The organism is Rhodococcus sp. ABRD24, from assembly GCF_004328705.1.
Taxonomy (GTDB): domain Bacteria; phylum Actinomycetota; class Actinomycetes; order Mycobacteriales; family Mycobacteriaceae; genus Prescottella.
Genome location: NZ_CP035319.1, coordinates 665,426 through 692,117, shown reverse-complemented (window position 1 = coordinate 692,117; position 26,692 = coordinate 665,426). Strand labels below are relative to the sequence as shown.

The 26,692-nt window shown below is 67.5% G+C and carries 22 protein-coding genes and 1 pseudogene; 14 read left to right on the top strand and 9 right to left on the bottom strand.

Annotated features, from left to right (window positions below):
• Positions 1 to 101 precede the first annotated feature (101 nt).
• Positions 102 to 1,562 carry a GTPase ObgE gene (gene obgE / locus ERC79_RS03040; protein WP_131575628.1) on the top strand — a complete coding sequence of 487 codons (1,461 nt, stop codon included), beginning with the start codon at positions 102 to 104 and terminating at the stop codon, positions 1,560 to 1,562.
• Positions 1,559 to 2,659, top strand: a complete 1,101-nt coding sequence (gene proB / locus ERC79_RS03035; RefSeq protein WP_131575626.1) for a glutamate 5-kinase — start codon at positions 1,559 to 1,561, stop codon at positions 2,657 to 2,659. Before obgE ends, proB begins: the two co-directional genes overlap by 4 nt.
• Positions 2,660 to 2,662: 3 nt before the next feature.
• Here the strand turns inward: proB and ERC79_RS03030 are convergent, their stop codons facing one another.
• Positions 2,663 to 3,502: an NAD-dependent protein deacetylase gene (locus ERC79_RS03030; protein ID WP_131575624.1), complete on the bottom strand. Its 840-nt coding sequence runs from the start codon at positions 3,500 to 3,502 to the stop codon at positions 2,663 to 2,665.
• A gap of 231 nt (positions 3,503 to 3,733) precedes the next feature.
• Between ERC79_RS03030 and ERC79_RS03025 the strand changes: the two genes are divergently transcribed.
• Positions 3,734 to 5,680: a YhgE/Pip domain-containing protein gene (locus tag ERC79_RS03025; RefSeq protein WP_131575622.1), complete on the top strand. Its 1,947-nt coding sequence runs from the start codon at positions 3,734 to 3,736 to the stop codon at positions 5,678 to 5,680.
• Between the two features lie 49 nt (positions 5,681 to 5,729).
• Here the strand turns inward: ERC79_RS03025 and ERC79_RS03020 are convergent, their stop codons facing one another.
• From ERC79_RS03020 to ERC79_RS02985, 8 genes and pseudogenes are all read right to left on the bottom strand, one after another.
• Positions 5,730 to 6,149: an ectoine synthase gene (locus ERC79_RS03020; RefSeq protein WP_131575620.1), complete on the bottom strand. Its 420-nt coding sequence runs from the start codon at positions 6,147 to 6,149 to the stop codon at positions 5,730 to 5,732.
• A 42-nt stretch (positions 6,150 to 6,191) separates the two neighbouring features.
• Positions 6,192 to 7,451, bottom strand: a complete 1,260-nt coding sequence (ectB, locus tag ERC79_RS03015) for a diaminobutyrate--2-oxoglutarate transaminase (protein ID WP_131575618.1) — start codon at positions 7,449 to 7,451, stop codon at positions 6,192 to 6,194.
• Positions 7,452 to 7,464: 13 nt separating this feature from the next.
• A complete protein-coding gene (gene ectA, locus ERC79_RS03010) occupies positions 7,465 to 7,992 on the bottom strand; it encodes a diaminobutyrate acetyltransferase (protein ID WP_131575616.1) in 528 nt (175 codons plus the stop codon).
• Positions 7,993 to 8,110: 118 nt separating this feature from the next.
• Positions 8,111 to 10,210 carry a DEAD/DEAH box helicase gene (locus tag ERC79_RS03005; protein WP_131575614.1) on the bottom strand — a complete coding sequence of 700 codons (2,100 nt, stop codon included), beginning with the start codon at positions 10,208 to 10,210 and terminating at the stop codon, positions 8,111 to 8,113.
• 53 nt (positions 10,211 to 10,263) lie between these two features.
• A complete protein-coding gene (locus tag ERC79_RS03000; protein ID WP_131575612.1) occupies positions 10,264 to 11,133 on the bottom strand; it encodes a ribokinase in 870 nt (289 codons plus the stop codon).
• A 37-nt stretch (positions 11,134 to 11,170) separates the two neighbouring features.
• Positions 11,171 to 11,783, bottom strand: a pseudogene (locus ERC79_RS02995) (HNH endonuclease signature motif containing protein); the annotation flags it as partial.
• A 72-nt stretch (positions 11,784 to 11,855) separates the two neighbouring features.
• Positions 11,856 to 13,331, bottom strand: a complete 1,476-nt coding sequence (locus ERC79_RS02990; RefSeq protein ID WP_131575610.1) for an MFS transporter — start codon at positions 13,329 to 13,331, stop codon at positions 11,856 to 11,858.
• A gap of 258 nt (positions 13,332 to 13,589) precedes the next feature.
• Positions 13,590 to 14,981: an amino acid permease gene (locus ERC79_RS02985; RefSeq protein ID WP_131575608.1), complete on the bottom strand. Its 1,392-nt coding sequence runs from the start codon at positions 14,979 to 14,981 to the stop codon at positions 13,590 to 13,592.
• A gap of 64 nt (positions 14,982 to 15,045) precedes the next feature.
• Between ERC79_RS02985 and ERC79_RS02980 the strand changes: the two genes are divergently transcribed.
• The 11 genes from ERC79_RS02980 to holA all read left to right on the top strand — a co-directional run bounded on the left by ERC79_RS02980 (position 15,046) and on the right by holA (position 26,666).
• Positions 15,046 to 16,329, top strand: coding sequence for a glutamate-5-semialdehyde dehydrogenase (locus ERC79_RS02980; RefSeq protein ID WP_131575606.1), 1,284 nt, complete (start codon positions 15,046 to 15,048; stop codon positions 16,327 to 16,329).
• A gap of 19 nt (positions 16,330 to 16,348) precedes the next feature.
• Positions 16,349 to 17,260, top strand: coding sequence for a MoxR family ATPase (locus ERC79_RS02975; protein ID WP_131575604.1), 912 nt, complete (start codon positions 16,349 to 16,351; stop codon positions 17,258 to 17,260).
• A gap of 13 nt (positions 17,261 to 17,273) precedes the next feature.
• Complete coding sequence (locus tag ERC79_RS02970; protein ID WP_131575602.1) at positions 17,274 to 18,719, top strand: VWA domain-containing protein; 1,446 nt, start codon at positions 17,274 to 17,276, stop codon at positions 18,717 to 18,719.
• Positions 18,720 to 18,800: 81 nt separating this feature from the next.
• A complete protein-coding gene (nadD, locus tag ERC79_RS02965) occupies positions 18,801 to 19,496 on the top strand; it encodes a nicotinate-nucleotide adenylyltransferase (RefSeq protein ID WP_242676839.1) in 696 nt (231 codons plus the stop codon).
• Complete coding sequence (rsfS, locus tag ERC79_RS02960) at positions 19,497 to 19,916, top strand: ribosome silencing factor (RefSeq protein WP_131575600.1); 420 nt, start codon at positions 19,497 to 19,499, stop codon at positions 19,914 to 19,916.
• Positions 19,917 to 19,996: 80 nt separating this feature from the next.
• Complete coding sequence (locus ERC79_RS02955) at positions 19,997 to 20,578, top strand: histidine phosphatase family protein (protein ID WP_242676838.1); 582 nt, start codon at positions 19,997 to 19,999, stop codon at positions 20,576 to 20,578.
• 73 nt (positions 20,579 to 20,651) lie between these two features.
• Positions 20,652 to 21,449, top strand: a complete 798-nt coding sequence (gene octT / locus ERC79_RS02950; RefSeq protein WP_242676837.1) for a diglucosylglycerate octanoyltransferase — start codon at positions 20,652 to 20,654, stop codon at positions 21,447 to 21,449.
• 5 nt (positions 21,450 to 21,454) lie between these two features.
• On the top strand, positions 21,455 to 22,333 hold the full coding sequence (locus ERC79_RS02945) for a DegV family protein (RefSeq protein ID WP_131575596.1): 879 nt from the start codon (positions 21,455 to 21,457) through the stop codon (positions 22,331 to 22,333).
• Between the two features lie 69 nt (positions 22,334 to 22,402).
• Entirely contained in the window at positions 22,403 to 23,305 is a 903-nt protein-coding gene (locus ERC79_RS02940) for a ComEA family DNA-binding protein (protein WP_131575594.1), read from the top strand.
• Positions 23,305 to 25,692, top strand: coding sequence for a DNA internalization-related competence protein ComEC/Rec2 (locus tag ERC79_RS02935; protein WP_131575592.1), 2,388 nt, complete (start codon positions 23,305 to 23,307; stop codon positions 25,690 to 25,692). Before ERC79_RS02940 ends, ERC79_RS02935 begins: the two co-directional genes overlap by 1 nt.
• Complete coding sequence (gene holA, locus ERC79_RS02930) at positions 25,689 to 26,666, top strand: DNA polymerase III subunit delta (protein WP_131575590.1); 978 nt, start codon at positions 25,689 to 25,691, stop codon at positions 26,664 to 26,666. Before ERC79_RS02935 ends, holA begins: the two co-directional genes overlap by 4 nt.
• Positions 26,667 to 26,692: the final 26 nt, after the last annotated feature.

Here is a 26,692-nt window from a genome sequence, read left to right as displayed (position 1 = left end):
TGCCCGCCCCTGTTGCTATTTACGCCGCTGTCCCCACAGCGTGTACTTCGATCACACATTGTTTTTCCGCAAGAATTTGGCTGAGGAAGGATCCGGCAGTCATGTCCCGATTCATTGACCGCGTGGTGCTGCACGTCAGCGCCGGAAAAGGCGGCAATGGTTGCGCCTCCGTTCACCGCGAGAAGTTCAAGCCCCTGGGTGGGCCCGACGGTGGAAACGGCGGGCGCGGCGGGGATGTCGTGCTCGAGGTGGACAACAGTGTCCACACCCTCCTCGACTTCCACTTCCATCCGCGGGCCAAGGCAACCAACGGTACGCAGGGTATGGGCGGCCATCGTGAAGGTGCCAACGGCTCAGACCTGGTCCTGAAGGTCCCCGACGGTACCGTCGTGCTCGACAAGCACGGCAACGTGCTCGCCGACCTCGTCGGGATCGGCACCACATTCGCCGCGGCTTCCGGTGGCCGTGGCGGGCTGGGCAACGCCGCGCTGGCGTCGAAGGCGCGCAAGGCACCGGGCTTCGCACTGCTCGGCGAGGAGGGCGAGGAGCGCGATCTGGTCCTCGAACTCAAGTCGGTAGCAGACGTCGGACTCGTCGGATTTCCGTCTGCGGGCAAGTCGTCGCTGGTTTCGGTGCTGTCCGCAGCCAAGCCGAAGATCGCCGACTACCCGTTCACCACGCTCGTGCCGAACCTGGGTGTCGTCTCCAGCGGTGACACCACCTTCACCGTTGCCGATGTCCCCGGGCTGATCCCGGGTGCCAGCGATGGTCGCGGTCTGGGCCTGGACTTCCTGCGTCACCTCGAACGGTGCGCGGTACTCGCGCACGTGGTGGACTGCGCCACCCTGGAACCTGGCCGTGACCCGATCTCCGATGTCGACGCACTCGAGGCGGAGCTGGCCGCATACAAGCCGGCCCTGTCCGGCGATGCCAGCCTGGGCGACCTCGCCGACCGGCCGCGCATCGTCATCCTCAACAAGGCGGACGTGCCGGAGGCGGCCGAACTCGCCGAGATGGTGACGCCAGACTTCGAGGCACGTGGGTGGCCCGTGTTCACGATCTCGGCGGTGAGTCGGGACGGTCTGCGGCAGCTGACGTTCGCGCTTGCCAAGCTGGTCGCTGAATACCGCGAGGCACACCCCAAGGCCGAGCCCAGGCGCCCGGTCATCCGTCCGATCGCGGTGAAGGAGACCGGGTTCAGCATCATCGCAGACCCGGAGACCCCGGGCGGCTTCATCGTCCGTGGTACCCAGCCCGAGCGGTGGGTCCGGCAGACGGCGTTCGACAATGACGAGGCCGTCGGCTATCTCGCCGACCGATTGGCCCGGCTCGGCGTCGAGGACGAACTGGTCAAGCAGGGTGCCGAGCCCGGCGCGTACGTGACCATCGGCGATGTCGGCTTCGAATGGGAGCCCCAGACCGCGGCGGGTATCGACATCACGAGGACCGGTCGCGGCACCGATGCGCGACTGGATCAGGTCGACCGCATCGGAGCCGCCGAGCGTAAGCACGCACAGCGTGCGCGGCGCGGACTGCTCAGTGAGGATCCCAAAGACCAGTGAGCGAGACCAGGGCCGCCATCGCGTCGGCGCGCAGCATCGTTGTCAAGATCGGGTCGTCGGCGCTCACCAGCCTGATCGGCGGGCTCGATGTGGGCCGGCTCAATCTGCTCGCTGACGCGCTGGAGGTTCGGATGCGGGCCGGGTCGGATGTAGTAGTGGTCTCGTCCGGCGCAGTTGGCGCCGGCCTTGCGCCACTCGGATTGACCCATCGCCCAAGGGATCTCGCGACCAAGCAGGCGGCAGCGAGTGTGGGCCAACTGGCGTTGGCGCACGCCTGGGGCACCTCGTTCGCGCGGTACGGTCGGACCGTCGGCCAGGTGCTGCTCACCGCCGACGACATCGCGCGCCGAACCCAGCATCGCAACGCCCAGCGCACGCTGGACCGGTTGCGGGCGCTGCACGCGGTTGCGATCGTCAACGAGAACGACACGGTCGCCACCACCGAGTTGAGGTTCGGCGACAACGACCGGCTCGCGGCCCTGGTTGCCCATCTCGTCGGTGCCGACGCGTTGATTCTGCTCTCCGATGTCGACGGACTGTATGACGGCGATCCCAGAAAGGGCGGCGCCACACTGATTCCCGAGGTGAACAGCCCGGAGGATCTCGACGGCGTCGTTGCCGGCTCCGGGGGAGCGCTGGGCACCGGGGGGATGGCGTCCAAGCTGTCCGCCGCGCGCCTGGCCGCCGACTCGGGGGTGCCGGTGCTGCTCACCGCGGCGTCCGATGCGGCGACGGCCCTGACAACTGCCGACGTCGGCACTGTGTTCGCGGCACGGCCCACCCGGATGTCGGCGCGCAAGTTCTGGGTCCGTCATGCGGCGGACACACAGGGTGCCTTGCACCTCGACGCGGGCGCCGTGCGTGCGGTTGTGGAGCGTCGGCGTTCGCTGCTCCCTGCGGGCATCACCGCAGTCGGCGGCCGATTCTACGGCGGCGACGTGATCTCGCTGGTCGGTCCGGGTGAGCGTCCGGTGGCGCGCGGTGTCGTAGCGTACGACTCGAGCGAGATCGAGGAGATGCTGGGCCATTCGACCGGTGAGTTACCGGCGGACATGCAGCGCCCGGTCGTCCATGCGGACGATCTTGTGGCGCTGTAGATCTCAGCGCATAAGTGTCCTGGCTCGGTCGGGGAGTGCGGCGGCGAGGGACTGCAGGACGTCGGAGCTGCCCTGCTCCGTCTTGATCGCGGCGAACTCGTCGCCGCGGGTGGTGCCGCGGTTGACGATCACGACAGGTAGGCCGTCGCGGGCCGCACGGCGGACGAACCGCAGCCCCGACATGACGGTGAGCGACGATCCGACCACCAGTAGGGCATCGGCGCCGGTGACCATTTCGAACGCCGCCGCCACTCGCGGTTTGGGCACGCTCTCGCCGAAGTAGACGATGTCGGGCTTGAGCATGCCGCCGCAGCGTTCGCAGTCGACCATCCGAAAATGGTCGGTGCTCTCGACTACCGCGTCCGCGTCTGGCGCTATCTCCACGCCGGACGCCGAGGCCACTGTCTCGGCGAAGCCGGGGTTCTCGGCGTCGAGACGCTCGGCGAGCGTCATCCGAGACAGTCGGCTGCCGCAACTCAGGCAGCGCACCTGGGCGTAACTACCATGCAGGTCGATCACGTGCCGGCTGCCGGCCTTCGTGTGAAGCAGGTCTACGTTCTGGGTGATCACGCCGTGTACGACGCCGGCGCGCTCGAGCGCCGCGAGTGCACGGTGACCGGCGTTGGGCCGCGCCGCGTCCATGTGCCGCCAGCCGAGGTGATTGCGGGCCCAGTAGTGGCGGCGGAATGCGGCGTCACCGACGAACTGCTGGTAGGTCATGGGATTGCGCGGCGGCGAATCCGGACCGCGGTAGTCGGGGATCCCGGAATCGGTGGAGATTCCCGCACCGGTCAGCACGCACACGCGCCGCCCGCGGAGGACTTCGAGCACTCGATCGATCACCCGATCCAGGGTAGGCGCATGCCCGATGCGTCGAACAGATGGCGCTGCCCGTCGGGACGGTCGATCGAATGACGGTTACAGCTGCTGGGCAATGTTCGGTTGCGTCGACGTGCCGATCTGTTCCGGTTGATATGGCGCACGTCGATATGTCGGAAATGGTCTCCTCGAAGGCTCGCACTCACTATCGTGACAACCCTGGACATATGTCCAACGTCGCCGGTGTCGATCCGAATGTCAACCGCGCTTCGGTCCACGAGAAGAGAGCCCTGCATAGTGCCTGCATCCGCCCCCGGTGAGCCCGGCGAGTCCTCGCGTCGGGCTCACGTCATCCGGACGATCCTTGCCGTCGTCGTCATCGCACCACTCGCATTCGCGGCCTTTTACATGTGGGCGCTGTGGGATCCGGGTGACACCGTGAACCGGATGCCCGTCGCGATTGTGAACTCCGATGTCGGTGCCGATGTCGACGGCACCCGTATCGTCGCCGGTGACGAGGTGGTGGACGCCCTCGTGGAAAGCGGAGACGTCGCGTGGAAGGTGGTTTCGGCGCAGGAGGCGCAGGACGGCGTCGACGACGGCAGCTACTACTTCTCGGTGGTGATCCCGGAATCGTTCAGCGCCGACGTGGCCAGCGCTGCGTCCGGATCGGGCCGCAAGGCGCAACTCGACGTTGTCTACAACGACTACAACAGCCTGGTAGCAACGCCGGTGGGGGAGAGCGTGATCGCGCAGGTGCGGTCCGCAGTCTCCGAGTCGATCGGGGAGCAGTCCGTCGACCAGGTGCTCATCGGGCTCGGTGACGTCGGCAAGGGCATGGGCGAGGCCGCGGCCGGCGCACAGCAGCTTTCGGATGGTACCGGCGAGGCGTTGGCGGGCACCAACGAGCTTTACGCAGGAAGTCAGGAACTCGCCACGGGGCTCGGTCAGGCGAACGAGGGCGGCATCGAACTCGCCGCCGGCGCTGGAGAACTGGCGGCTGGGGCTGACGAGGCGGCGGCCGGGTCCGGCGAGCTGAGCGCGGGATTGAATCAGCTCATCGGTGGTACCGACGAACTCGGCGCCGGTGCTACGCAGATCAGTGAGATCGTCGACATGGTGACCGGTCCGGTCCTGGCGATCGTCGGTGAGACGGGGGAGATCGGCGGCCAGCTCGCGCAGCTGAGGGACGGCGCTCGGGAACTTGCACGGCAGCTGACCGATCCGACCGCCGACTACCGTGGAGGGCTGGTGGCCGCGGCCGCGGGCGCGGGCGAGTTGAACTCGGGACTCGGCCAGCTGTCCGACGGCGCACATCAGCTGGGCGCCGGTGCGAACGAACTGTCCGCCGGACTCGGCCAGCTCGCCCCCGGCAGCGTCCAGCTGCGCGACGGTCTCGGTCAGCTCGCGACCGGGGTCGGTCAGCTCGACGAGGGAAGCGCCCAGCTCGCGACCGGACTGTCCGATGGTGCGAAGCAGGTGCCGCAGTTCACCGACGAGGAGCGGGCCACGACGGCGAACCTGCTCTCCTCGCCGGTCGCGGTCGCGGAGCGCAACCCCAACCCGGCGGCCGGATTCGGCCCTGGCGCCGTGCCCGCGGTGATGTCCGTGCTTCTGTTCCTCTGCGGCATTCTCACGTGGTTCGTGGTGCGGCCGCGACGGGGCAGGTCGGCGCGCGTGTACGACGGCGTCGTGCGGGAGGGACTGCGCCGCTACCGCATACCGGCGCTCGTCACCCTGGTCACTGCCCTTGTCCTGTCGGTGGTCTCGCTCGTGGTGGCCGATGCGGACCCGCCGAGTGTGCTGGCCATGGTCGCAGTCATGATTCTGGTCGGCGCCGCCGCGGTGGCTTCGGGCCGACTGTTCACTGTCGTGTTCGGTGCGATCAACGGGACGTTCGTGGCCCTGGGCGCACTGATGATCCAGATCTTCGCGTTCGGCGCCGTGTATCCGATCGAGCAGATGCCGGCACCGGTGCGCTGGTTGCACGATCTGATGCCGCTGACCTGGGCGCGCAACGCAATGCGGATGGTGCTCGTCGGCTACTACGGGCCGAGGTTCTGGATCGCGGTCGGCGCGCTCGTCGCGCTCGTCGTCGCGGCGGTCCTGTTCACGATCTGGTGGCGTCGACGGCTCGAACCGGCAACGGACGATGCACCCCCGCTCGAGGATCCCACCGTGGAACTGCAGCCGATCCGCTGATCTCGGGAAGGCAGGTAGGGCCCGGCCGGCCGGGCCCTACCTGCCTTTGCTAACGGGCGGCCGCTCGATCGGCATCGTCGAGCGCGACCAACGGGTAAATGCCGTTCTCGTCGTGTACTTCTCGTCCGGTGACCGGCGGATTGAATACGCACAGCATGCGCATCGGGGTCACAGGCTCGACGCGGTGTCGCTCGTGGCCGTTCAGCAGGTACATCGAGCCGGGTCCCAGCTGGTACACCTCGCCGCTGTCGAGGTCGGTGAGGATGCCGTCGCCCTCGACCAGCCACACCGCCTCGATGTGGTTGGCGTAGTGGAACTCGTTGACCGAACCCGCACGAATCGTCGTCTCGTGGAAGGAAAACCCCACGCCGTCCCCGGCGAGTACGATGCGCTTGCTGCGCCAGTTTCCGTCGTCGCTCGTGATGTCGCGGTCGGTATCGGTGATGTCGTCGGTGGTGCGAACGATCATGGTCGATCCTCTCGTCGCAGTGGATTGTCGCCGATAGGTTTGTCAGGCAAAGACTTTCGCGGTCGCCTCGGCGAGGATGCTCAGCCCGTGGTCGAGTTCGTCGGTGGTGGTGGTCAATGGCGGCAGGAGTTTGACCACCTCGTCGGACGGGCCGGACGTTTCGGCGAGCAGTCCCTCGTCGAACGCCAGCCCGCACACCTTCACGGCCATCCCCGGATCGTCGAACACGAGGCCCTGGACCATGCCCCGGCCACGGGTGCTGACGCCGCCGAAGGTATCCGCGAGGTTGGAGAAGATTCCGTGGATGTGCGCACCCTTGTCCATCGTCGACTGTTGCAGGGCGTCGTCGGCCCAGTAGTGGTCGAGCGCGACGGTCGCGGTGACAAACGCGGGATTGTTGCCGCGGAACGTCCCGTTGTGTTCACCGGGCGCCCACAGGTCGAGTTCAGGCTTGAAGAGCGTGAGCGCCATCGGCAGCCCGTATCCGCTGATCGACTTCGAGAGCGTGACGATGTCGGGGGTGATGCCGGCGACCTCGAACGAGAAGAACGGGCCGGTGCGGCCGCAGCCCATCTGCACGTCGTCGACGATGAGTAGGATCTCGCGGCGCGCGCACAGGTCCGCGAGCGCGCGCAGCCACTCCGGGCGTGCCACGTTGACCCCGCCCTCGCCCTGCACGGTCTCGACAATCACCGCGGCGGGACGGTTGAGACCGCTGCCGGAGTCGTCCAGTACTCGTTCGAACCACTGGAAGTCCTCGGTGACGCCACCGAGGTAATTGTCGAACGGCATCGGAGTTGCGTGCACGAGCGGCACGCCCGCTCCGGCTCGCTTCATGGAGTTGCCGGTAACGGACAGTGAGCCCAGCGTCATCCCGTGAAAAGCGTTGGTGAAGTTGATGATCGACTCGCGGCCGGTGGCCTTACGGGCCAGTTTCAATGCCGCCTCGACCGAGTTGGTGCCGGTTGGTCCGGGGAACTGGACCTTGTAGTCGAGTCCACGGGGATCGAGGACGTTTCTCTTGAAGCTCTCGAGGAACTTGCGTTTGGCGACGGTCGACATGTCGAGGCCATGGGTGATGCCGTCGCCGACGATGTAGTCGACGAGTGCATCCTTCATCACCGGGTTGTTGTGCCCGTAGTTCAGGGCGCCGGCTCCGGCGAAGAAGTCCAGATACTCGCGTCCGCTCTCGTCCCGGATCCAGGACCCGGAAGCCGATTGGAAGACGGACGGCCAGCTGCGGCTGTAGCTACGCACCTCGGATTCGAGGGATTCGAAGATGCTGGTCTCGAAGGTGGTCATGGTTGTGCCTTCCTCAGGAAACGTGCCGCGGACCGATCGTGTAGAGGTCTTCGGCGGCATGCTCATCGGGAAAATCGTTCGGAGAAAATAGCTTCCGCTGTGAGATGTGTAGTCCGCGGTGAGTGGCCACGGAGGTGAAAAGTGCGATCGAAGCCGTGTTGTCCGGACTGATGGTGGTCTCCAGGGTTGAAATTCCCTGCCACATAAGGCGATCGAGTAGTCCGCTCAGCATTCGCCCGGCCAGGCCCTGTCCTCGCTGTGCGACATCCACGGCTACCTGCCAGACGAAGAGCGTGGTCGGCGCCTCGGGGCGCACGTATCCGGTAACGAACCCGACCACCTGTCCGTCGATCGCGGAGACAATCGAGGTCTGTTGAAAGTCTCTGCACCACAGAACATATGAGTAGCTCGAATTGACATCGAGCACTTGTGAATCCTTGGCGATCTCCCAGAGCCGGACTCCGTCTGAGATCTGGGGCTTACGGAACTCCACCGCGTCCGGCACGGTGGTCGGGGTAGCTCTCAGTGTTGTTGGCGTCATTGATCAATCGAACGTAACAACCTGCGGTCACGATTTCACGGGTCCACCGAATTCGGACAGAGCAGACCTCGCAGTCCTGCAGGTGGGACGGTGAATGTGAGACCTGTCACATTCGGTATCACTTGGGGGTAGCGAGAGCGAAGGGGAGGACGGAGGGCGCGCCTGCCTGGCGCAGAATTCGTGCCGCCATCGTGAAAGTCCAGCCGGTGTCGGTCACCGCGTCGAGGAGCAGCAGCGGACGGTCGAGTCCGTTCAGATCCGGGACCTCCCAGGCGCCGTCGAGACCCGCGACGCGGTATGCCGAGTTGGCGGCGGAGACGGGTGGATGGTCGGGCCGGGTGTGGAGAACGCCCAGGTCGGTGAGTCGGCCTATCTCGGCGAGGCGCGTGGTGAGCGATCGCATGAGAATCGGATGAGTCGGTGATTCGAGCGACATCACCGCGGCGGGACGCTCAGACCAGTCCCACGCGGCGAGCACCTTGATGCAGGCGTCGACGACGGCGTCCGGCACGGGCGCGTCAGGGCCGTCGAGCAGGCCGCGCAGGCGCTGGCCCCAGCCGAGATCGGACAGGCGGCCGAGCACGCGCCCGGTTTCCGGTCCGTCGGTGATCTTGCCGGACAACGAGACTCCGAGCTTCGCCATGCCGGTTGGCCACTGCTTGCGCGGTGGTAGGTCGATGCCGGGGCGCTGCAGGCGAGTTCGGGTGTCCTGCAGTGCGGCATCTGTGACATCGGCGGTGTACTTGGGGCCGACGCAGTTGTCGCATCGGCCGCAGCGGCCGTCACCGTCGTCGAGCCCCGGATCGTCGAGCTGGCGCCGCAGGAACGTCATCCTGCATTCGTCGGTGCGCTGGTAGTCGAGCATCGCCTGCTGCTCCGATTCGCGGGCTGCCTCGAGCCGGCCGTAGCGCTCGGCGTCATACGACCACGGCTCCCCGGTGGCGACCCAGCCGCCGCGGACCCGGCGGACGGCGCCGTCCACGTCGAGCACCTTGAGTACCAGTTCGAGACGGGTGCGATTGAGTTCCACGAGGGGTTCGAGGGCCTGGGTCGATTGAGGCCGGTCCGGGTCGAGTGTGTCGATGACCTTGCGGACTATGTGTTCGCGCGGGAACGACACCGACGCGAAGTAGCTCCAGATCTGCCGGTCCTCGCTGCCCGGCAGGAGCACCACCTCGGCGCTGGCCGTGGCTCGGCCGGCTCGGCCGACCTGCTGGTAGTAGGAGATGGGGGACGACGGTGCACCGAGATGCACGACGAACCCGAGGTCGGGCTTGTCGAATCCCATGCCCAGCGCGGACGTGGCGACCAGTGCCTTGACGCGGTTGGCGAGTAGATCGTTCTCGAGCACCTCACGTTCTGCGGTGTCGGTCTGTCCGGTGTAGGCAGCCACCCGGTGGCCGCGGTCCGTGAGCAGGCTCGCGAGGTCGCGGGCTGCCGACACCGTCAGGGTGTAGATGATGCCGGACCCGGGCAACTCGTCAAGGTGCTCGGCCAGCCACGCCGCGCGCTTCGTGGCCTCCTCGATGTGAACCACGGACAGGTGCAGCGACTCACGCTCGAGGCCGCCGCGCAGCACCAGCGTCTCGCCGCCGCCCACGCCGAGCTGGGTGGAGACGTCGGCCACCACCCGGTCGTTGGCCGTCGCGGTGGTCGCGAGCACCGGAATGCCATCGCCCAGTTCCGCGACCAGGGTGCGGATGCGTCGATAGTCGGGCCGGAAATCGTGTCCCCAGTCCGAGACGCAGTGTGCCTCGTCGACCACGACGAGACCGGCGTCGGCGGCGAGCGACGGCAGCACCTGATCGCGGAAGTCGGGGTTGTTCAGCCGCTCCGGGCTGACCAGCAACACATCCAGTTCGCGGGCCGCGACACGCGCGTGGATCTCGTCCCACTCGGTGACGTTGCCGGAGTTGATCGTGGCCGCGCGCACGCCGGCGCGTTCGGCGGAGGCGACCTGATTGCGCATCAGGGCGAGCAGCGGCGAGACGATCACGGTCGGCCCGTGTCCGTGCGCCCGCAGCAGCTTCGCGGAAATGAAGTACACCGCGGACTTACCCCACCCGGTGCGCTGCACCACCAGCGCCCGGCGGCGACCCACGACCAGGGCTTCGATCGCCGTCCACTGGTCCTCACGCAGCCGGGCGTCCGGACCCGCTAGGTCCCGGAGCAACCGTTCGGCCTCGTCGCGAAGATCTGCTGTGGTTGCGGTCGTCATGAATCAATCGTGCACCAGGGTGCCGACAGGTCCCGTGGCGGCACGTTGCGAACCTACTGTGACGACAGCAGTGCATCGATCTCGCTGCGTGTGGGCGAGGCCGCACTCGCGCCAGGGCGGGTCGTGGCGAGTGCTCCGGCGGCGCACGCGAAGGTCAGCGCATCGCGCGGTCCGCGGCTCCACGCGAGGGCGAGCGCCCCGGCGAAAGCGTCGCCCGCGCCGGTGGTGTCGACGGCATCGACAGGGGGAGATTCCACCGTCAGCCGGACGGCATTCGGTCCACGGTAACGCGCGCCCGATGCGCCGAGCGTCGTCACGACATGGGGGACTGCGGCCAGTGCGTCCTCGCCGAGCTGACCCTCCTCAGTCTCGTTCACGATCAGGACATGAACGGCGGCAAGTAGTTCGGCCGGAAGGGGCTGGACGGGTGAGGGGTTGAGTATCACGACTGCGTCGTGCTTGCCGGCGTGCTGTGCCGCCCTGGTGACGGTGTCCAACGGGACCTCGAGCTGGCACAGCAGCACCTCGGCGCTCGTCACGGCCTGCAATTCGTCGTCGGTGAGCGCGGAGAGCCGTGAGTTGGCGCTGGGCACGACGATGATCGAATTCTGTCCCTGCCCGTCGACGGTGATGGCGGCAACGCCGCTGGGGCCGGTGACTTCACGCAGGTGCTGGGCATCGACCTCCGCGTCGACCAGAGCCTGCCGCAGTTCGAGGGCAAACGTGTCGCCACCCACTGCGCCGACGAACGTCACCGCGGCGCCAGCCTTCGCCGCCGCAATCGCCTGATTGGCGCCCTTGCCGCCCGGAGTGGTGGTGAAGGACGTCCCGAGGATCGTCTCCCCGGACGCGGGGAGGCGTGGCGCGGTGACCACCAGATCCATGTTGATGCTGCCGACAACGGTGACCTTTGGTGCGGACATGACTCGAGGCTATGCGGATGGGGCGTGCTGCGTGAGATTACGGACGTGTCGAAGGGGCCCGCAGGCAGACTTCGACTGACGCAGGCTCCGATGCAGGCAGGCTCTGCCGCGGGGGTGGGCCGGTTCGGTTGTTGGCGGGTAGGGGTTGTTGTCGGGGGTCGATGCTGGTGGGTGGGATGAATTCGGGGTGGCGGGTGGGTCCGATGCGGACGTGCCAGTGGGAGTGGTGGAGCAGGTTGTGGTGGAAGCGGCAGAGTAGGACGAGGTTGTCGAGGTTGGTGGGTCCGCCGTCGGCCCAGTGCCGTATGTGGTGGCCGTCGCACCAGGAGGGTGGGGTGCTGCAGCCGGGGAAGGCGCATCCGGTGTCGCGGGCGTTGAGGGTTTTCCAGACGTGGAGTTCGTTGCGGTCGGTGTCTTCCGATGGTGGTGGGTCGTCGGATTCGAAGATCCGCTCGAGTTTGTGGATCTGTGTGTGCACCGTAGGTGGTGTTGGTGGCGGGACCGCGGGCGGCGTCGAGGAGTACTCGCCGGGCTGGCCAGAGTGCTTCGTCGGGCAGGCCGCGGGGTGGTTTCGGACAGAATGTCAGCACCAATGCCGTGTGGGCTGCCGAGATCTCGCCGGCGTCGAACATCTCCCGGATTTCTGGTTCCTCCCGCAGGCCTCGGGCCAAGCGTCGTATCGACAGCGCAGTTCAAACACACTTTCGAGTCAAGGTCCAGTTTCAGTTCGACTCGGGCGCTACGGGAACCGCGCTGGACCTCGCCCGACGCTGCCGCAGACGCCGAATGATCGCGAGCGCTTCGGCTCGGGTGGCAACCGACGGCGGACTCCCGGCGAGAGGCTTGCGTGCGGTCTCCGGAATGAGAAGTACCGCGATGCCGCCTATCGCTGCAGCGACCATCATGTACATCGGTGCAACAAGATTGCTGCCGGTGCTGTCCCCGAGTGCGGTGAGTACGAGTGGTGTGGTGCCGCCGAAGAGCGAGACGGCGATGTTGTATCCGATTGCGAGGCCCCCGTATCTGATTCCGGTCGGAAACAGGGCGGGCAGCACCGACGGGAAGACGCCCACGAAGAGCAGGAGCAGGCCGCCCAGGATCGCGAGGCCGAGGAAGATCGTCGCGTAACTGCCGACGCCGATGAGGAGGTAGGCGGGCAGCGACAGCGCGAAGAATCCGATGAACCCGGTGAGCAGCAGCGGCTTTCGGCCGACCCGGTCGGACAGGCGCCCGACGAACGTGATGCCGACCATCATCAGGATCATCACGACGATCATCAGGACCAGGCCGTGGGTCTCGTCGTAGCCGAGGGTGGTCGACAGATAGGTCGGCATGTAACTGAGCAGACCGTAGTGGGCGATGTTGTATGTTGCGACGAGCACGATGCACAAGACCAGTGGCCGCCAGTTGACGACGATGGTCTCTCGCAGGCGGCCGCCCATCGACTCTGACGTATCGACGAGCCTCTCCGCCTCCTCGAACTGCTGGAAGGCGGGGGTCTCGTCGAGGCGTACTCGCAGGTAGAGGCCTATCAGCCCGAGCGGGCCGGCGATCAGGAACGGGATGCGCCACGCCCAGTCGACGAGAGCCTCCGGGCTGACGGCCGTCGAGATGATCGTGACAATCCCGGCCGCCGCGACATACCCGGCGAGTGTGCCGAATTCGAGGAAGCTCGACAGGAAACCGCGGCGCTTGTCGGGTGCATATTCGGCGACGAATGTGCTTGCGCCGCCGTACTCTCCACCTGTCGAGAACCCCTGCAGCAGGCGGAACAACACCAGCAGGATCGGAGCGAGGATGCCGATCGAGCCGAAGCTCGGGATCAAGCCGATCGCAAAGGTGCTGCCCGCCATCAGGATCATGGTGGTGGCGAGCACCTTCTTGCGTCCGACCCGGTCGCCGAGGGGGCCGAAGAACAGGCCGCCGAGCGGACGAACCACGAAGGCGGCAGCAAAGATTGCGAACGTCGAGAGCAGCTGCGCGGTGCCGCTGGCGTCCGGGAAGAAGACCTTGCCGATCGTGGTGGCAAGATAGGCGTAGATGCCGAAGTCGAACCACTCCATGGCATTTCCGAGCATGGTGGCCTTCACGGCGCGTTTCACCGCGGCGTCGTCGGTGACGGTGACTTCGGACGGCCTGATGAGCTCGTCGGCTGCGGTCGCGTCCAGCGGTGCCGTCGAGGGATCTGATGGTGTCATCGTGGGCGCTCCCCAGCGCGGTGCCATCCGGCGGGGCGCGTGCCTGATGCACGCATCTTCTTGTCGCCCGCTCGTCTGGCGTGCCGGTCGGGAATGTCGTCCGTGGCCCTGTGGCTCTGTCCGACCCCCGCCGGACGGCTCTGGCGCACGGCGTGCCCAGGATGCCAACAGGACATCCGGGGCTACCAGCGTTAGCTTCGTCAACCTAACAAAGCCGGGCCGGGGTTGCTGGGTTACCGAATCCGGCGCGGCCGGTGGTCAGTACCGGGACGAGGCGCGTCCGAGAAGGGCGTAGTAGCCGGCGCCGACGAGGATTCCGAACACCGCGCCGACGGTCAGTGCAGTGCGTCCGGCGGTGCTGAAGAACAGCAGAACGACGACGAAAGCGAGGAACGCGAGCGAGATCCAGTTGGTGACCGGCGCTCCCGGCAGCCGGTAGTCGGACGCCGGCACCGCGCCGCGCGCGACGAGTCGTCGATAGCGCAGGTGGCAGACCAGGATCACGCTCCAGACGAAGATGATCCCGATCGTCGACACCGAGGTGATGTAAACGAACGCGCGATCGGGCGAGAGCAGATTCACGATGACGCCGATGATCATCACGGCGGCGGACATGGTGATGCCCGCATAGGGGACCTGACGGCTGCTGAGTCGGCTGAGTACCGCGGGTGCTTCCCGTCTGAGCGACAGGCTGCGCAGCATCCGGCCGGTTGAGTAGATGCCCGAGTTGCATGAGGACAGCGCAGCGGTGAGCAGCACGAAATTCATGATGCCCGCGGCGGCCGGGATGCCGATCTGCTGCAGGACCTCGACGAACGGACTGGCCCCGGCTCGGAAGTCACGCCAGCTGGCCACCGACAGGATGACCACAAGTGAGCCGATGTAGAACAGTCCGATGCGGAAGGGCAGCGTGTTGATCGCCTTGCGCAGGGTCTGCTTGGGGTCCTTCGCCTCGCCGGCGGTGACACCGACCAGTTCGACGCCGACATAGGCGAACATCACCACCTGCAGCGTCATCAGTGCGCTACCGAAGCCGTTAGGGAACACTCCGCCGTCGGCCCACAGGTTCGTGACGGTGGGGTTGGTGGCGTGACCGAAGCCCAGCGTGAGGACGCCGACGCCGATCAGGATCATGCCCAGGATCGCGGTGATCTTGATGGCGGCGAACCAGAACTCGGCCTCGCCGAACAGTTTCACCGAGATCAGGTTTGCCGCGAACAGCACGATCAGGACCACGAGTGCGGTGAGCCAGGCGGGCACGCTCGGCCACCAGTACTCGATGTACTTGCCGGCCACCGTGATCTCGGCCATGCAGGTGGCAGCCCACACGGCCCAGTAGGCCCAACCGGTGGCGAAGCCGAGGAATCGGCCGAGGAACTCCTCCGCATATTCGGCGAAGCTGCCCGAGACCGGCCGGTAGGTGAGCAGTTCGCCCAGTGCTCGCATGATGACGAAGATCACGAGGCCGGCCGCGAGGTAGGCAAGGATCAGGGCCGGGCCCGCCTCCTCGATGGCCCCGCCAGCGCCGTAGAACAACCCGGTGCCGATCGCGCCGCCGAGGGCGATCATCTGGATGGTGCGGGAGTTGAGTCCGCGGCTGTACCCCTCGGACGGTGCTTCTGGGATTGTCTCGTGCTGTGACACTGACATTTCCTTCGCGGACGGCACTTGGGCAGATCGATTATGCGCCTGACACGGTCGCTAATCTGTAGACATGACTGCCGCAACGCATACTTCACCCGCAGCCGGCGAAGCCGGAGACACCCGAGAGGCGGTGCACGCAGCTGCCCGTCGCGCGCGTGTCGCGTCCCGGGTCCTGGCGCTGCTGACCACGGCAGAGAAGGATGCTGCGCTGCACGCGGCTGCCGACGCGCTGTTGGCGGCGACGGAGAGTGTCCTCGCCGCGAATGCCGAGGACATCGAAGCCGCGCGCGCCTCCGGTACCGAGGAGTCGCTGCTCGACCGTTTGCGGCTCACCGCGGATCGTGTCGAGGGCATCGCATCGGGTCTGCGGCAAGTCGCCGGCCTGCAGGACCCGATCGGTGAGATCGTCCGCGGGTCCACGCTGCCCAACGGTCTCGAGATCCGTCAGGTCCGCGTACCGCTCGGAGTGGTCGGCATGGTCTACGAGGCCCGCCCCAACGTCACTGTCGATGCGTTCGGTCTCGCGCTCAAGTCCGGTAATGCGGCGCTGCTGCGCGGATCCTCGTCGGCGGCCCATTCCAACGCCGCGCTCGTGAAGGTGCTCCGCACCGCGCTGGCCGCGCAGGGTCTGCCCGAGGACGCCGTCCAGCTGCTGCCCAGTGCGGACCGCTCGAGCGTCACCCACCTGATCCAGGCGCGCGGCCTGGTCGATGTCGTCATCCCGCGCGGCGGTGCCGGCCTGATCAACGCCGTCGTGCGCGACGCGACCGTGCCCACTATCGAGACCGGTGTCGGTAACTGTCACGTGTACGTGCACTCCGCCGCGGATCTGCAGATGGCGGAGAAGATCGTCATCAACGCCAAGACACGTCGACCCAGTGTGTGCAATACCGCCGAGACGCTGCTGGTTGATGCCGCGATCGCGGACACCGCCGTTCCGCAGCTGCTGCAGGCACTGCAGATGCACAGTGTCACCGTCCACGGCGACCTGCCCGGACTGGTTCCTGCCACCGAGGGCGACTGGTCCGAGGAGTACCTCACCCTCGACATCGCCTTGAAGGTGGTCGACGGCATGGACGCGGCGATCGCACACATCGACGAGTACGGCACGGGCCATACCGAGGCGATCGTGACGTCCGATTTGTCCGCAGCGCGTGAGTTCACCGCCCGCGTCGACGCTGCCGCGGTTATGGTCAACGCCTCGACTGCGTTCACCGATGGTGAGCAGTTCGGGTTCGGTGCGGAGATCGGGATCTCCACACAGAAGCTGCACGCCCGCGGCCCGATGGGGCTGGGCGAGCTCACCTCGACCAAGTGGACTGTCTGGGGAGACGGTCATACCCGATCGGCCTGACGGCCCGAAAGGAGCGAGCGTGGACCGCGCTCTGCCGACTGCACCGCCGCTGTTCGCGAGTGTCGACGATGTCGCTCTGCGCCTCGCCGAAACCGGCTACCTGGCCGACAAGGGGACCGCGACCGCGGTGTTCCTCGCGGATCGGCTGGGCAAGCCGCTGCTCATCGAGGGCCCTGCAGGTGTGGGCAAGACGGAGTTGGCGCGCGCCGTCGCGCAGACGTCCGGGGCAGAGCTGGTGCGCCTGCAGTGCTACGAGGGCGTCGACGAGTCCCGCGCGCTGTACGAGTGGAATCACGCGAAGCAGATCCTCCGCATTCAAGCCGCTGGGACGAGCGGAGCGACGGGGAATGTCACTGCCGATCACAGCTGGGACGCGACCAAGCAGGATGTCTTCTCGGAGGAGTTCCTGTTGTCGCGTCCGTTGCTGACCGCGATCCGCCGTGAGGATCCGACGGTGCTGCTGATCGACGAGGTGGACAAGGCCGACGTCGAGATCGAGGGTCTGCTACTCGAGGTCCTCAGCGACTTCGCGGTCACCATTCCCGAGCTGGGCACCATCACCGCGACCCGCAAACCGTTCGCGGTGCTCACCTCGAATGCCACCCGCGAACTGTCGGAGGCGCTCAAGCGGCGCTGCCTGTTCCTGCATCTGGAGTTTCCGGACGCTGACCTCGAGCGCCGGATCCTCGCGAGCCGCGTGCCTGAACTGCCCGAGTCCGTCGCCGAGCAACTGGTGCGCACCGTCGGCGTGTTGCGCGGCATGCAGCTCAAGAAGGTGCCGTCGGTGTCGGAGACCATCGACTGGGGTCGCACTCTCCTCGCGCTGGGGCTCGACACTCTCGATGACGACGCTGTTCGCGCGACGATGGGTGTGGTGCTCAAGCACCGCGCCGACCAGCAGCGTGCGGCAGCTGAGCTGCGCCTGAACTGAAAGGACGAAGTCGATGGCCACCTCGCCCGCACACCGTCGCGGTGGTCCGCCGGCGCCGCACGGTATACCGGGGCATCTCGTCGACTTCGTCGAGGCCCTACGCCGACGCGGCATCGCGGTCGGCCCGTCCGAGACCGTCGATGCAGGTCGGGTAGTGGCCGTGCTGGACCTGCTCGACCGGGAGGCGCTGCGCGAGGGTCTCGCATGTTCGCTGCTGCGGCGTCCGACGCACCGCGCCACCTTCGATGCCCTGTTCGACCTGTGGTTTCCCGTCGGCCTCGGAGTCCGCGAGGACAGCGGTGCGGACAGGTCGCTGCCGCGGACACCCGACGGTGAGCTCGACCTCGATGTGCTGCAGGAGGTGCTCGCCGAACTGCTGTCCGATGACTCCCCGGAGGCGCTCGCCGAACTAGAGGCGCTTGTCGCGCAGATGGTCGAGGAACTCGGTAAGTACGAGTCGGTCAACGGACCGTCCTTTTCCGCGTACCAGGCGCTGCGCAACCTCGCCCCCGAGAGACTTCTCGAGAAGATTCTCTCCGGCCTGCTCGGTAACCAGCAGGCCGGTGACCGCCCGGCCGGCAACTATGCGTCCGAGGTCGCCAAGCGGGCGGCCGTCCAGCGGATCGACGACTTCCGGAGGATGGTCGAGTCCGAGACCCGGCGTCGCTCCGCCGAACAGATAGGCAAGGACCGCGTGGCGAGCTACGGCGTGCCGAAGCTCGCCGAGGAGGTGGACTTCCTGCGCGCGTCGGACTCCGAGCTGACGGCGCTGCGGCGTAGCGTCACCCCGCTGGCACGGCTGCTGGCGAGTCGGCTGGCGGTGCGGCGTAGCCGGGCCCGGGCTGGCGCGATCGACCTTCGCCGCACGCTGCGGAAGTCGATGTCGACCGGCGGCGTGCCGATCGACCTGGTACAGCGCAAGCCGCGCCCGGCCCGTCCCGAACTGGTGCTGATGTGCGACGTCTCCGGGTCGGTTGCCGGTTTTTCCCACTTCACGCTGCTGCTCGTCCATGCGCTGCGCGAGCAATTCTCGCGGGTACGGGTATTCGCGTTCATCGACACCACGGATGAGGTCACCCGCTTCTTCGACAGCGGTTCCGATTTGGGTGTCGCGATGTCGCGGATGGTTCGGGAGGCCGATTTGATCACGTATGACGGGCACTCCGACTACGGCCATGCGCTCGGGGTGTTCGCGGAGCGCTACGCCCACTCGATAACCAGTCGCAGCTCGTTGCTCGTGCTCGGTGACGGGCGCAACAACTACCGCGACCCGGGTCTGCCGGCGCTCGAACATCTGGTGTCGGTGGCCAAGCATGCGCACTGGCTCAACCCGGAACCGCGTGGTCAATGGGGTACGGGCGACTCGGCCGCGCTGGTCTACAACGAGGTGATCGACATGCACGAGTGCCGTTCTGCGCAGCAGCTCGCGGCGGTGGTCGCCGGTTTGCTGCCTGTGTGAATTCGTGAGCTGCGCCGACACGTAAGCTGGATCATCGTGCAGCAGCCGACAGCGATCACCCCTCGGCGCCGACTGGGCGTGATGGGTGGCACCTTCGATCCGATCCACCACGGTCACCTCGTGGCGGCCAGTGAGGTCGCGGATCGATTCGCTCTCGACGAAGTGATCTTCGTGCCCACGGGGCAGCCGTGGCAGAAGGATGACCGCGACGTCAGTCCGGCCGAAGATCGCTACCTGATGACGGTCATCGCGACCGCGTCGAATCCGAGGTTCTCGGTGAGCCGCGTCGACGTGGACCGCGCCAAAGTCACCTACACCGTGGATACTCTTCGTGATCTGAGCGCTCAGCACCCCGATGCCGAGCTGTACTTCATCACCGGGGCGGACGCGCTCGAGAGCATCCTGTCGTGGCAGGATTGGGAGGAGCTGTTCGGACTCGCCAAGTTCGTTGGAGTCTCGCGTCCGGGCTACGAGCTGCACACTGAGCATCTGGCCACGCACCTCGAGCGGCTTCCTGAGAACGCGGTCACGTTGATCGAGATTCCGGCCCTTGCCATTTCGTCGACGGACTGTCGTGTGCGTGCGCGGGAACACCGGCCGGTGTGGTACCTCGTTCCGGACGGGGTCGTGCAGTACATCAGCAAACGAAACCTGTACCAGCCGATCGGGGTGCAGCGTCTGGATGGCGCGGTCACCATGTCCGAACCGGTTCCCGCGCGACAGCTGCATGCGGAGCCACCACAACCTTCAGAACAAGCAGAACCGGGAGAACACTGAGTGAGTGCATCGAACGAGGCCATCGAAATGGCACGGATTGCCGCACTGGCGGCCGACGAGAAGTTGGCCTCGGATGTGGTGGTCCTCGATGTCTCGGAGCAGCTGGTCATCACCGACTGCTTCGTCATCGCCTCCGCAGCCAACGAGCGTCAGGTCAACGCGATCGTCGAGAACATCGAGGACCGGTTGCGTGAGGCCGGACACAAGCCGGTCCGTCGCGAGGGCACCCGCGAGGGGCGTTGGGCGCTGCTCGATTACGTCGACATCGTTGTTCACGTCCAGCACACCGACGAGCGCAATTTCTATGCACTCGACCGGTTGTGGAAGGACTGCCCCGAGATAGCCGTCGAGGGTGTCGAGCCGAGGCAGCTGTCGATCGACTCCGACCCGGACGACGTAGCGGGGGAGTCGGAGCAGTGACGGCGACCGCGGCCGGGTCCGCGGTCAGGCGTCTGATTCTGCTGCGGCACGGTCAGACCGACTACAACGCCGGAAATCGGATGCAGGGGCAGCTCGATACCGATCTGTCGGATCTCGGCCGGGAGCAGGCGAAGGTGGCGGCGCAGGCACTCGCCGAGCATCGCCCCTTCGTCATCGTGTCCTCCGACCTGCGGCGTGCATTCGACACGGCAACTGCGCTCGGCGACCATATCGGGTTGCCCGTGGAGACCGATACCCGACTGCGCGAGACGCATCTCGGGGATTGGCAGGGGATGACCCACACGGAAGTCGACGAGATCGCGCCGGGTGCGCGGACCCGGTGGCGGACCGATGCGGAGTGGGCGCCGCCCGCCGGTGAGAGCCGGATCGAGGTCGCGGCCCGCAGCCTGCCTCTCGTACAGGAACTGCTTGCCCGGCACGAGTCGTGGGGGCCGCAGCCGCTGGTCCTGGTAGCGCACGGCGGCTTGATCGCGGCATTGACGGCCCGTCTGCTCGACCTTCCGGTCGATCGGTGGCCGGTGCTCGGTGGGCTCGGCAACACCAGCTGGGTGCAGCTCAGCGGACACGGGGAGGGGACAGATCCGGTATGGCGGTTGGATGTGTGGAACGCGTCTGCGAGCGTGGCCAGTGACGTCCTCTGACGGCGGTGCCGTCGATCGGATGCTGGACGGCGGTGCCGTCGATCGGACGCTGGACGGCGGTGCCGTCGATCGGATGCTGGACGGCGGTGCCGTCGATCGGACGCTGGACGGCGGTGCCGTCGATCGGACGGACGGGGCGCCGGTCCTACTGGTGCTGGCCGATTCGCTCTCGTACTACGGTCCCAAGGGGGGACTGCCGGCGGATCATCCGAGGATCTGGCCCAATCTGGTCGCCCGCGAGCTGGGCTGGCGAGTGGAGCTGGTGGCCCGTATCGGCTGGACCAGCCGGGATGCATGGTGGGCGCTGACGCAGGATCCGCGGGTATGGGCGTCCGTTCCGCACGCCGGTGCCGTCGTCTTCGCGGTGGGCGGGATGGATTCGTTGCCGTCCCCGCTGCCGACCGCGCTGCGTGAGCAGCTGCGGTACATCCGGCCGCCGGTGCTGCGCCGCATCGTACGGTCCGGCTACCAGTGGCTGCAGCCGCGGTTGTCCAAGTTGGGCAGGCCGGTGGCGCTGCCGCCCAGACTGTCGGTCGAGTATCTGGAGAGTTGCCGGGACGCGTTGGCGGCGATCCGCCCCGATCTGCCGGTGATCGGCACGTATCCGTCGGTTCACCGTTGCGATGCGTACGGGCAGGTCCACTCGGGCCGGGAGCCTGCGGTGCGGGCGCTCGAGGCGTGGTCGACCGAGAAGCATGTTCCGATGGTCGATCTCGCGGCCGCGGTACGGGAGAACATCTTCTCCGACCGGGCGAACCCGGATGGCATCCACTGGGGCTGGGAGGCCCACGAGGAAGTCGCCGCCGCGATGATCGCCGCGGTCGAGATCGCCCGTCGCAGTGCGGCACGCGACGAGCTCGAAATAGGGTAGGGGCCGTGTCTGTCGTCGTCGTGACCGATTCCTCGGCCTGCCTCTCACCCGAGTTGGCGGACCGGTTCGGGATCCGTGTCGTGCCCCTGCACGTGCTCACTGGCGGCCGGGATTTTCGAGAGGGTGTCGATGCTGTTCCGGACGACCTGTCCGGAGTGACCACATCGGGCGCCTCTCCGGGGGAGCTCACCGACGCGTACGCTGCGGCCCTGGCCGACAGCGACGGTGACGGTGTGGTCGCGGTCCACATTTCGCGTCAGCTGTCCGGTACCTGGGAGGCTGGACGGCAGGCTGCCCAGAAGTTCGGCGAGAAGGTGCGGATCGTCGACTCGCAGTCGACGGCAATGGGTCTGGGCTATCCGGCGCTCGCCGCGGCTCGCGTGGCCCGCGCCGGCGGAGGCCTCAAGGCGGTGTATCAGAAGGCGGTGGACGTCGCGGCCCGGGGGCGGTTGCTCATCGTCGTCGACCGGCTCGAGCACCTGCGCCGCGGCGGCCGCATCGGCACTGCGGCTGCACTGCTCGGGACGGCACTGGCGATGAAGCCGGTCCTCCATGTGGTAGAGGGCAAATTGGTGCTGCGCGAGAAGACGCGTACGTCGACGAAGGCATTGAGCAAGTTGGTCGACGCCGCCGTAGAACAGGCTGGGACGGAGTCAGTCGCTCTCGCGGTGCATCATTTGCACGCGCCCGAACGTGCCGCCGCGGTCGCCGCAGAGTTGCGCCAGCGGATCACAGGCATCGGTGAGCTGGTCGTCACCGAAATCGGCGCTGTGCTCGGCGCCCACGTCGGCCCGGGCGCGGTCGGAGTTGTGGTCTGTCCGGGTGATGCGGAAGAGATCACGCCGGACGGCGGCCCGGAGCCGTCATCCACATCCGCGCACTGATCCACAGACTTTCTTACCGCGGCACTTTCGGGCATTTCGTGGTCGGGGGCGAGCCCTACCGTCAGCCGCATGGGTACCGAACATGATCGTGCGAGGGTGCGCCGGAGGCTGGCGGCGTCCGCCGCGCCCCAGGCAGCACGCGGTGACGACACTGCGGACTTCGAGCCGGCCGAGGCGCCGTTTGTCGATCGTGGTGGCCGCTCGCGGATGCCGGGCTGGCTCGAGGACCCGGACGACGCCGCACACGGCGAAGATCCTGAGCATGGGTTCAGGCTCTGGCGGGGCACACGACTGAATCCGGGGCGACGGGGTGCGGTCGCGCTGGTTGTCGTCGGGCTCGTCGCGGCAGGGATCGCGGCGGTGTCGGTATGGCGGGACCGGCCGACCGCACAGGCCGTTCCACCGTTGCCCGCGGTCGAGGTCGGGGGACCGGAATCTGCTGTCTCTGTTGTTCCTTCCGTGCCGGCGCCACCGTCGGCGCAGTCGGTGCCACCTGCGCCTGACGCGCAGGTGGTGGTCAGCGTGGTGGGTCTGGTCAACCAGGCGGGTCTGGTCCGGCTTCAGCCTGGGGCACGTATCGCAGATGCACTCGCGGCAGCGGGCGGGCCGAAGCCTGGCGCAGATCTGTTGGGGCTGAACATGGCCGAGCGCGTGGGCGATGGAGACCAGATCCTGGTGGGCGTCGCGCCGCCCGAGGGATCCCCGGGAACGGTCGGCAGTGCACGGGTCGGGGCCGGTGCGCCGGGGCAGTCGGCGGGCGTCGGGTCCGGCACACCCGTTGGCAAGGTCAATCTCAACACCGCGACCGAAACAGAGCTGGACGCTCTGCCGGGGGTGGGCCCCGTGACCGCGAAGGCGATTGTCGCGTGGCGGCAGACGCATGGCAGGTTCACCGATATCGAGCAGCTGGGTGAGGTCGACGGGATCGGACCGGCCCGGATGGCGAAACTACGCGAACTGGTTGCACTCTGATGGATTCGGATTCCCGCCCACTCGATCTGCGGCTGGTTCCGGCCGCGGCGGCGTGCTGGGGCGCGACTCTGGTCGGGCTGCACGCCGGATGGGTTGCCGCCGGGGTCCTGTCCGTGGTTCTCGGAGTGGTTGCGGCCGCACTAGGCCTAGCACTGGCGGTGGCGCGGCGACGAGGTGGCGCCGGAAACATGCCGGCCTCCGGCATCGCGGCAGGCCTGATCGCCGCGGCACTGATCGGGGCGGGATTCGGCGCGGCGATCGCGGTGCGGGCCCACGCGGTCGCGTCGCACCCGCTCGCGGATCGGGTGCAGTCCGGCGGTACCGCAACTCTGGACGTGGCCCTCGACGACGACCCGAAAGTACTGCGCAGCAGCGGTTTCGGTGGTCAGCGGCAGCTGATGATCCGCGCCTCGCTGCGGTCTGTGCGGGATGGGGTGTCGGTGATCAGGACGGGCGGGGCGGTGCTGATCTTCGCCCAGGGTGCGGACTGGGAGGTACTGCTACCGGGACAACAAGTGACCCTGCGCGGGCGCTTGGCCCCGCCCGATCGCAGCGATCTCACGGTCGCCGTCGTGCGGGCGACGGGACCGCCGACCCGGGTCGAGGAGCCGCCGCGGGTGCAGCGCTGGGCCGGTGCGATCCGTGACCGGTTCGCTGCTGCGACCGCGGCGGCGTTGCCTCCCGAGCAGGCGGGTCTACTGCCCGGGCTGGTCGTCGGGGACACCTCGGCGCTACCGCAGCAGGTGAAGGACGAGTTCACTGCAGCGGGACTAGCGCACTTGACGGCGGTATCCGGGGCCAACATCTCGATCGTCCTCGGCGCGGTGCTGCTGGCGGTCCGCGGAATCGGGGTGGGTCCCCGGATGGGAGCCCTGCTGGCAGCACTTGCGTTGGCGGCATTCGTCGTCGTCGCACGGCCGTCGCCGAGTGTCCTGCGCGCGGCCGCGATGGGCTGTGTCGCGCTGTTGGCGTTGGTGACCGGCCGTCGGAAGCAGGCCATCCCGGCCCTCGCTTCGGCAGTCGTTCTGCTGCTTGCGCTGTTCCCCTCGCTTGCAGTCGATTTCGGATTTGCACTGTCGGTGGTGGCGACTGCGGGACTGGTGCTGCTCGCGCCGATCGCGGTCCACCGACTACGGGAACGGGGGTGGCCGCGGTGGCTCGCCGAGATGTGTGCGGTCGCGGTCGCAGCGTTCGTGGTGACAGCGCCAGTGGTCGCCGCGATGTCGGGGGCCGTGAGCCTCGTGTCGATCGTCGCGAACATCCTCGTCGCGCCGGTCGTCGCGCCGCTCACGGTGATCGGGGCGGTGACGGCACTGTTCGCAGCTGTGTGGCTCCCGGCCGCAACCCTCCTCGTCCGGGTCGCGGGCCCACCGCTGTGGTGGCTCCTCGAGGTGGCGGACCGGGCCGCGTCCTTCCCTGGCGCGACCTTCGCGGTGGCGCCTGGGCTGGTAGGTGCCCTCGTCGTCGCGGCCGTCCTGTTGGTGGGGGGAGTGGGACTGCGCTACCAGTGGTCGAGGCGAATGATGCTGGCGCTCGGAGTCGGTGTTGCGGTGGTGTGGGTGCCGACGCGGCTCCATCCGCCGGGATGGCCGGCGGCCGGATGGAGCGTCGTCGTATGCGACGTCGGTCAGGGCGACGGCCTGGTCCTCGCTACCGGCGACGGACGCGGCGTGGTCGTCGATGCCGGGCCGGATCCGCGACTGATGGACGCGTGCCTGGACCGGCTCGGCATCGAGGAGATCCCGCTGATGATCGTCACGCATCTGCACGCGGACCACTATGGCGGCCTGGACGGGGTTCTCGGTGACCGCACCGTCGGTGCGATCGCGATCGGCCCGGCGAGGTTGCCCGCAGGCGGCTTCCGGTTCGTGTCGGCTGCCGCGTCCCGTACCGGTGTCGCGTTGGTCCGTCTCGAGCCCGGACGCGAGATGAGGGTGGGCACGCTGCGGCTGCGGGTGCTGGGGCCGCTACTGCCGGTGCCGCGCGATCCCGCCGACGCGGACGATTCCGCGAACGATCAGTCTCTGGTGATGATGGCGGATACCCCGACGGGCACCGTACTGCTGACCGGTGACGTGGAGGAATCGGGTCAACGTGCCCTGCTCCGCTCCGGAATACCGTTGCGGGCGGATGTCCTCAAGCTTCCGCATCACGGATCTCGCACCACCGCAACAGAGTTCCTGGCGGAAGTCCGTCCCCGGGTGGCGCTGGTCAGTGTCGGCGCCGGAAACTCGTTCGGTCACCCCCATGCGGGCATAGTCCGGCAGCTCGACGCCCTGGGTGCAGTCACGATGCGCACTGACCGGCATGGTGATGTGGCGTTGGTCCGGTCGGGGTCCGGGGCACTTGCCGTGGTGGGGCGTTCCCATGGGACTATCGTCCGGTGAGCACCTCATCTCGGCCCGAACCGCTCCACCTCGTACTCGGTGACGAGGAACTGCTGGTGGAGCGAGCGGTCGCGTCCGTCGTCGGAGCAGTCCGTGCCGCTGCGGGATCCGCCAGCGAGGACGTCCCCGTCTCGAGGCTGCGAGCGGGCGATGCGAGTGCGCCCGAACTGGCGGAGCTACTCAGTCCGTCACTGTTCGCGGAGGACCGTGTGGTGGTGCTCGAAGCGGCAGCCGAGGCGGGTAAGGACGCGGTGACGCTCGTCCAGGATGCAGCCGCGGATCTGCCGGAGGGCGTCGTTCTGGTGGTTTTGCATTCCGGCGCCGGACGCGCGAAGGCCATGGCGGGCGTTCTGCAGAAGTGCGGGGCGACGGTGCACCAGTGCGCAAAGCTCAAGTCCGGTGATCGAGTCGACTTCGTACGCGGTGAGTTCCGCGCCGCGGGCGTGCGAGTCTCACCCGAAGTTCTCCAGGTGGTTGTCGAGGCCGTCGGATCCGACCTCCGTGAGCTCGCTGCCGCCTGTTCGCAACTCGTCGCCGACACCGGCGGCAAGATCGATACCGCCGCAGTGCAGCGCTACTACTCGGGCAAGGCGGAGGTGTCCGGATTCGACGTCGCGGACAAGGCGGTCGCTGGCGACCGGCGGGGTGCGATGGAGGCTCTCCGGTGGGCAATGCACCGCGGTGTCGCGCACGTGCTGCTCGCTGATGCGCTGGCGGATGCAGTCCACACGATCGCGCGGGTGGGTTCCGCGGGGCGGGGCGATCCGTTCCGGATGGCGTCGGACCTCGGCCTGCCGCCATGGAAGATCAAGAAGGCGCAGGGACAGGCGCGCGGCTGGGATCCGGTGTCGATCGGTGAGGCACTCCAGGTGGTGGCCAAGCTCAACGCCGACGTGAAGGGTCAGGCCGCTGACGCGGACTATGCAGTCGAGTGGGCGGTGCAGCGCGTCGTGGAGCTCCACGGCAGCAACTGAATCCGTGCCGGTCGCTCGCTCGCCGA